The sequence below is a fragment of the Clostridium sp. UBA2485 genome (genome assembly GCF_002341865.1).
Classification (GTDB): Bacteria; Bacillota; Clostridia; order Clostridiales; family Clostridiaceae; genus Clostridium_J.
Genome location: NZ_DDOV01000081.1, coordinates 156,466 through 162,904, shown reverse-complemented (window position 1 = coordinate 162,904; position 6,439 = coordinate 156,466). Strand labels below are relative to the sequence as shown.

Annotated in this window: 16 protein-coding genes; all 16 read left to right on the top strand. The window is 28.5% G+C overall.

The features are described from left to right. The first annotated feature begins 208 nt into the window (after positions 1-208). The 16 genes from B3603_RS17175 (at position 209) to B3603_RS17100 (ending at position 6,415) form a co-directional block, all read left to right on the top strand. On the top strand, positions 209-859 hold the full coding sequence (locus B3603_RS17175) for a hypothetical protein (protein ID WP_291567178.1): 651 nt from the start codon (positions 209-211) through the stop codon (positions 857-859). Positions 860-947: 88 nt separating this feature from the next. Next, the gene (locus B3603_RS17170; RefSeq protein WP_291567176.1) at positions 948-1,115 is read left to right on the top strand and encodes a hypothetical protein; all 168 of its coding nucleotides are present in this window, start codon (positions 948-950) and stop codon (positions 1,113-1,115) included. 31 nt (positions 1,116-1,146) lie between these two features. Beyond that, entirely contained in the window at positions 1,147-1,572 is a 426-nt protein-coding gene (locus B3603_RS17165) for a hypothetical protein (RefSeq protein WP_291567174.1), read from the top strand. A 183-nt stretch (positions 1,573-1,755) separates the two neighbouring features. Next, positions 1,756-2,082 carry a hypothetical protein gene (locus B3603_RS17160; protein WP_291567172.1) on the top strand — a complete coding sequence of 109 codons (327 nt, stop codon included), beginning with the start codon at positions 1,756-1,758 and terminating at the stop codon, positions 2,080-2,082. 188 nt (positions 2,083-2,270) lie between these two features. After that, positions 2,271-2,429 carry a hypothetical protein gene (locus B3603_RS17155; RefSeq protein WP_291567170.1) on the top strand — a complete coding sequence of 53 codons (159 nt, stop codon included), beginning with the start codon at positions 2,271-2,273 and terminating at the stop codon, positions 2,427-2,429. Between the two features lie 60 nt (positions 2,430-2,489). Next, positions 2,490-2,969: a hypothetical protein gene (locus B3603_RS17150; RefSeq protein WP_291567168.1), complete on the top strand. Its 480-nt coding sequence runs from the start codon at positions 2,490-2,492 to the stop codon at positions 2,967-2,969. A gap of 44 nt (positions 2,970-3,013) precedes the next feature. Beyond that, positions 3,014-3,427, top strand: a complete 414-nt coding sequence (locus B3603_RS17145) for a hypothetical protein (protein ID WP_291567166.1) — start codon at positions 3,014-3,016, stop codon at positions 3,425-3,427. Positions 3,428-3,456: 29 nt separating this feature from the next. Next, positions 3,457-3,702: a hypothetical protein gene (locus B3603_RS17140; protein ID WP_291567164.1), complete on the top strand. Its 246-nt coding sequence runs from the start codon at positions 3,457-3,459 to the stop codon at positions 3,700-3,702. A 1-nt stretch (position 3,703) separates the two neighbouring features. After that, positions 3,704-3,883 (top strand): hypothetical protein, encoded by a 180-nt coding sequence (locus B3603_RS17135; protein ID WP_291567163.1) that lies wholly within the window; start codon positions 3,704-3,706, stop codon positions 3,881-3,883. A gap of 50 nt (positions 3,884-3,933) precedes the next feature. Further along, positions 3,934-4,185 (top strand): hypothetical protein, encoded by a 252-nt coding sequence (locus B3603_RS17130; protein ID WP_291567161.1) that lies wholly within the window; start codon positions 3,934-3,936, stop codon positions 4,183-4,185. A gap of 32 nt (positions 4,186-4,217) precedes the next feature. Further along, positions 4,218-4,517, top strand: a complete 300-nt coding sequence (locus tag B3603_RS17125) for a hypothetical protein (protein WP_291567159.1) — start codon at positions 4,218-4,220, stop codon at positions 4,515-4,517. Between the two features lie 58 nt (positions 4,518-4,575). After that, positions 4,576-5,067, top strand: a complete 492-nt coding sequence (locus tag B3603_RS17120; protein ID WP_291567158.1) for a hypothetical protein — start codon at positions 4,576-4,578, stop codon at positions 5,065-5,067. A gap of 119 nt (positions 5,068-5,186) precedes the next feature. After that, positions 5,187-5,405 (top strand): hypothetical protein, encoded by a 219-nt coding sequence (locus B3603_RS17115; protein ID WP_291567157.1) that lies wholly within the window; start codon positions 5,187-5,189, stop codon positions 5,403-5,405. A 35-nt stretch (positions 5,406-5,440) separates the two neighbouring features. Continuing rightward, on the top strand, positions 5,441-5,725 hold the full coding sequence (locus tag B3603_RS17110; RefSeq protein ID WP_291567155.1) for a hypothetical protein: 285 nt from the start codon (positions 5,441-5,443) through the stop codon (positions 5,723-5,725). Positions 5,726-5,741: 16 nt separating this feature from the next. Next, positions 5,742-5,891, top strand: coding sequence for a hypothetical protein (locus tag B3603_RS17105; protein ID WP_291567154.1), 150 nt, complete (start codon positions 5,742-5,744; stop codon positions 5,889-5,891). 38 nt (positions 5,892-5,929) lie between these two features. After that, complete coding sequence (locus tag B3603_RS17100; protein WP_291567152.1) at positions 5,930-6,415, top strand: GNAT family N-acetyltransferase; 486 nt, start codon at positions 5,930-5,932, stop codon at positions 6,413-6,415. Positions 6,416-6,439: the final 24 nt, after the last annotated feature.

Genomic DNA, 6,439 nt, shown 5'->3' with positions numbered 1-6,439 from the left:
TTGTAAAGATTGTATTTATAAACAGAAGAGAACTTTGAAATCTGTCCAGTTGAAGCTGCAAAGCGTAAATATGAGGAATCAAGAGAAGATATGGAAAAGCAAGATGATAAGGTGTAAAAAGGTATTAAAAGGTGTTGAAAGGTCATATGAAGCCTAAAATACTACTACTTAGTAATACAATTTATAAAAAATATTAGAGGGTATATGTATGAGTGAAATTGAATTAAATAAACTATATAAAAAATTAATAAGTATTAGCATTGTTCTTGTAATTTTAAATCTCTCAATCTTAGTAATTACTGTAATAGATTATACAAAATATCCTGCAATTGTTGAGCAATTTGACACTAAAACACTTTTAGTAGCAATTGGGGCAATAACAATATTAATAATAGTATTATTATTAATTAGTGCGTACTTTGCCATATATGTACATGAAATGGGGCATGCAATTATATATGTAAAAAACGCTCTTGGTTATAAAATGGAAAATATCCCTAGTTTTTTAGAGTTCATTCCAAATATTATTGGAATAACACATAAGAATCCTAAATGTCTCCCATTAGGAGGTCAAACTGAATTAGACCAATTAGAGACAAACAACCCAGAAGATTACTTAAAGGGATGTTTTATGGGCGTATATGCAGTATTAATAATGTGTTTGTTGATAATATTATTTGTTTACTTTCACATAGAATCACATCTAGTGAAAATGATATGTATAATACCACTTGAAATTTTAAGTATTCTAGAGATATGCAGCAACATAATACTTGGCATAATATTTGGCAAGGGAAATAGTGATGGAGCTAGAGCTAAAAAATTGCTTGGAGAATACAACAGAAAACGAAGCATTTGAAGGCAATAGTGAAGATTATGAGGGTGACTACGATTAGTGTAGATAACAAATATATTATGTAATGAAAGAATATAGGGGAGAGAATATCATGACAACACAAAATAAAAATATTTTTTTTGAAGAAAAAGAGCTTAGATGGATCAAAGAGCTGATTAAAGATAAAATCAATGAAATGAAACGTGATGGTGATTATGATTTTTTTACTTATGATAAAGAAATATTCGAAAGTATTTTATCTAAAATTGAAAATAGTTAATTCGTAATTTGAAAAATAAGGAGGTGAAAATATGTCTAATTACGAAGATAACTTAAAAGAATTACAAGGTGTAGTATCAAAATATTTGGGTGGTAAAGATGAAATACCTAATAGTCTTAAAAAACTTCTGCTGTTCGAAGTAGAACAGAGTGTGGGTAATCTTGATAAAGAATACTTTGTTAAGAATGATAAAGATAAGATATGGGAAGATGAAGTATTAGATAGATTCTCTTGGTCAGATATTAACTATTACCTTAAAGATGATAATAACAATGAGATTGTTAGATATTTAATGACAACAATGGGTATTGAGGGTTGGAAAACTTGTTTTGAAAAGTTTGGAACTGATCCTACTTTAAACGAAATTATAGAATGTGCTTTAATGCCAATTTTTAGTGATATATTTGATTTGTTGTATCCGATTGTAATTAAAAAAATATCTAAAGCTATGTTGTAATTCAACTATAAGGTGCAAATAAATCTTAATAAAATGATAATTTTAAGATAATAGAAAATTAATCTGCATTATTTAATTTTATTTATTGATTAACACAATATGTGGTGGTAAAATATAGTTCATACACTATATATTGTATTTAATAGATATCAATAGTAAAATTATAATAATGAGGTGAAATATATGGAAATTAACTTTGAAGGATTTGATGATTTGCAAAAAGACCTAGACAACATGGTGAAGGAAGTAGAAGAATTAGGAGATGAAATAGAAGTTCAATTGGAAGAGTTACTTGTAGACGATTTTATGGCAAAGCATACCAATTATAATAGTTTACAAGATTTCATAGATGGATTTGAAGAAGTATATGGTATTAGTGATATTACTGATGAAGTGATTGAATCTAAGCAATGGCATGAGTTCGTAACGAAAAATACAGATTTTGAAAGCTGGAATGATATGATTACAATTGCATCAGATGAATACGTGGGAAATGTTTTAGGATTTTAGTGTTTAAAATAGCAATATAGAATTTAGGAATAACTATTGATATCTATTATAATTACCTTAACAGTCAGATTGTAGGTGATAGCGTGAAAGTAGTGAATCAAATGTGTGATGTAGTTTGTTATTTTGATAAAGATGGTAACATTAAGCCACAGAGAATACGGGTGGCGAATGAAGATGGAGAGCAGCAAGTGATTGTTATTACAAAAGCTTTCGAAAAGTATGAAGGCAAAGTAGAAGGCGTAGATTGCATTATCTATAAGTGCCAAAGTAATGATGAAAATGGGGTTAAAATTTTTGAGTTGAAATTTAATAAGATGGAAATGCAATGGCTGCTGTTTAGAATGTAGTTATTGTAGTAAAATGTTGAATGTAGACATAGAGGGGCAACAATCAGGAGGGTGAGAGATTTGGCAAATGAGATAAACTTACAGGAAGCTATAAATTTAATAGACGATAAATATAGAAACTTTAAAGATTTCATTAAGCATCAAAATCCTATTTATTGTGAAATAAGAGAAGATTCAAATGAAATTATATTTGACGAAGTAGATTATTATGGAAGACAATATATGATTATTATTCCATATAAAATAAAAAATAAAAATCCTAAAATAATATTTAGAGATGATTTAACTGACCTTAATAGACTATGGGAATTATATTCTGTAGATACAGACGTTACTAAGCCAAAACATGATAAATTACTGTCTGAGATAGAAAATCTAAGTTGTGAGTTTTATAGTACAGGTAATGGTAATGATGAATACGAATGGTATGATTTAAGTATGGATTTATTAGAATTTAATGAAGAAATACTTAAAAAATGCACTGTTTTATGGACTAGCTACAATGAGGAGCTAAACAAGTTAGTAGATAGAAGTAAGTAAGATCAATCATTAGGAAAGTTATTTTAAATATTTAGGAGGATGATATGATTAGAGATTTTGGAAAGTTAACAGCGGGTCAAGAAATTTGGGTTAAAATAGAAGACCATAGTAATGCTGCAAGGCGATTAAATGCGAATAATATAGAAGAATGGATTTACAAAGGGGAAATAACCAAGCTAGGAAGAAAATATGTAACTGTTAAGTTTGGTAGATACGAAGATGGTAAAATAAATTATTTTCATGAAGAGAAGTTTAATGTAGAGGATGATTATAGACAAGTTTGGACTGCAGGTGGTGCAGATTATAAGTTATACTTAACCAAACAAGACATATTGGATGAAATTGAAAGTGGTAAACTATATGACCAAATTAAATCGGAATTTAGTGGATATAAAAATAAAGGTAGGTTCACTTTAGATAAATTAAGAATGATAAAAGAAATAATTGAGGAGAGTTAAAGCAGTATTTAGAATAGGAGTGAGCTTCAATGTTTATATATAAATTAAGTATGAAATGTGAAAATACAGATAGAAATGGAGAAACAGCTTATTCTTTTAAATATCTTATGCATAAAAATAAATTTAGCAGGGAAGAGTTCGAAAGTATGTGTAAAGAGGCGTTTAGTGTTTTCGATGCACAAGCTATTTATTCTGTAAAGTTATATTTAAAAATGAAGTATAATTTTATAGAATTGCCAATTGAAGCGGACTTTGATTTTGAGGAGAGGTTTTAAAATGAATGATGAAGAGATATTAGTAACTTATTTTGACGGAGATTCATATGGATTTGACTGGCTAAAAGATGACAAAGATGTTGAAGACTGGTTGGAGGAATTTAAAGATTCTTATACTAAAATAGAAGTTCTTAGGGTAAATGTTGTTGAAGAAATTTATATATCTGATGATATGAAATAAGCTAGAATTTAGTTCTAGCAGTACATATAATAATTTATGGGAGATAGATTATGGATAATTTATATAAAGTTATAATGAGAAACAATTATGATTTAGAATTTAGATTTGAGATAAAGTGTAAAAATGAAGGTGATGCTAAAGTAATAGCTATAGAATATTTAGTAGATACAGAAAACTATACTAATCCAATTAGCATTGCATCAATAGAGAAAATAGAGTTGGCAAAAGAGATTAGCAACAATGATGATAGTGTTCTTAGTTTTGAGCTACATGATTTAATCACAGGAAGGAGATTGAAATAAAATACAACTTTTAAGTTAACAGGGGGTGTAATATGTTAAAAGAATCGAAAACTTTGAAAATACATGATATTTTCAGTATTATAAGTAAGTCAACACCTGATGAATATTGTGTGTTTATAAGACCTAGTGATTTAGTAGAACCTGATAGAGCAATAAAAGAATTAGGTTTAAAATGTGATATTAATGATTTAGATTGTGAAGAATTATTAATAGAAAAATATGATAATTTGAAAGAGGCTAAGATAAGAGTTGCTTTATTTAAATATAAGTGGTCGAGTTATTTTTATGTTAGTATGTATAAAAATGGTGAATGTGTAATGGAAAATATTTAAAAATTAATGACCTATAAAACATGGCAAATATATGAGAAAAAGACAGTAGGTGATAATATTGGATTACAATAAGAAATTTGAAAAGCTAAAGTTAGCGGAGACTTTTGAGATAGAGCATCCTGAGTTAAATATAAGAATAGTAATATCAAGAAAGATGACAGTGGAAAAGATTTTAAATATAGCTACAGCTATGTATAGTGTAGAGACTGCACAGATAACGTATAAGTCTGATGATAAGAGGGTAGAAAGAGATTTTTGGCTGCATCATCCAGATACTCACTATTCTAATCTAAATAAGTATATTGAGTTGTTATTAAGTCAAGATACTTATCCTAAAGTCGAGTATATTAGCTGCCTTATTAGTAAAGATCTTGATATAGGAAGTAGAATACAGCTTGAGAATGGTCAAATTGGAGAAATGATAGCTCCAGATAATATAACACATTGGAGTTGTCTAAGGTATAAAATCATTAAGAAAAATGGAGAACTAGGTAAACAGGAAAGAAATCTGTATGGCAATACAAAATTCACAAAATTAGAGACTCTGTGACTATTTCATGGAGTTTTATTATACCTAAACAATTAATTATAAAAATATTAAATTAATTGTTGACATTTCACTTTGTAATAGAGTATACTAATAGTAAAGATTGGCAAGGGAGATATTTTATGAGAGTTGCAATAAAAATTAATGACCAAATATGCTGTCCTAAATGTAAAAAGCTTTTAGATGGGAGAACAAAAGATTACAAGATTGCAGAAATTAATAATAAGAAATATTTTGAGTTCATTAGAGTTTGCAATCAATGTAACAAGAGCTTTGGATACCTTTCGGATACTTATTTTGAAGGTAGATATACATATGAAGAAGTTAAAAATATTAAATAAATTCATTATTTTGATAAGAGTGAAGGGGTGAGGAAATGTCAGTAGATTTAGAAACTGCAAAAATAATAGAACAGAAGACAAAAGAGAAAGGGGTAGTCTTATATACGGAAAATATAGACCATGTTTTCGGAGAGTATAATATGAAATACATATATAAAGATGAAGAATTAAGAGAAAAACATATAAAAGAGATGAGGTCAACAGCGTGGAAGCACGTAGAAGGGAAAAGCAATGAAGGCATATATAAAGGAATGAGCAATTCTATATATTTACCTTGTGCTGTGTTTACAAAGGAGATACGAAATAGTTTATTGGATTAGAAGGATGTGATAATGCATGAGTAGTAAAGCAATGGCGGATGGAGCTAGAAAATTTTTAATACAACAGGGTTTAGATCCAGGAAAGTTTCACTATATAGATAGGACTTGTGACAATTACAAGTTCAGACACATTGAGAGCAATATTGTAGTAGATTTAAGATGGTAATGAAAATATTTAAATAAATATATTATGAGAGGTGTATTATGGAATTTAAAATTAGAGAAGTTGAAATGGAAGATAGAGAAAGGGTGAATGACCTAGCGACTAAACTATTGCAATTACATAAAGAGCATTTACCTAATATATTCACTAAAGAAGAAATAAAGTATAACGAAGAAGAATTCAAAAATATAGTTGAAAATAGCAATTATTATATGGTTGTAGCAGAAAGTGAAGAAAAAGAAATTGTAGGTTTTAGCTATATGGAAATCGAGGAGAAAGAAGAAAACTCTAAGTTATCAAAATCAAGAGTGGCGTGTATGTCTATGATACAAGTAGAAGAAGATTACATGGGACTTGGTGTAGGTACAGAACTAATGAAAACCGTAGAAGCGGCAGCAAAAGAGAAAAAGAATAAAGGTGAAGTTGACAGAATAGAGTTGCGAATCTGGAGTTTTAATTCTGATTCAGAAAAGTTTTCAAAGAATAGAGATTTAAAAAGCTTATACACAGTGTACGAAGTATTGTAAAGATATAAAGAGGGGGCATATCTC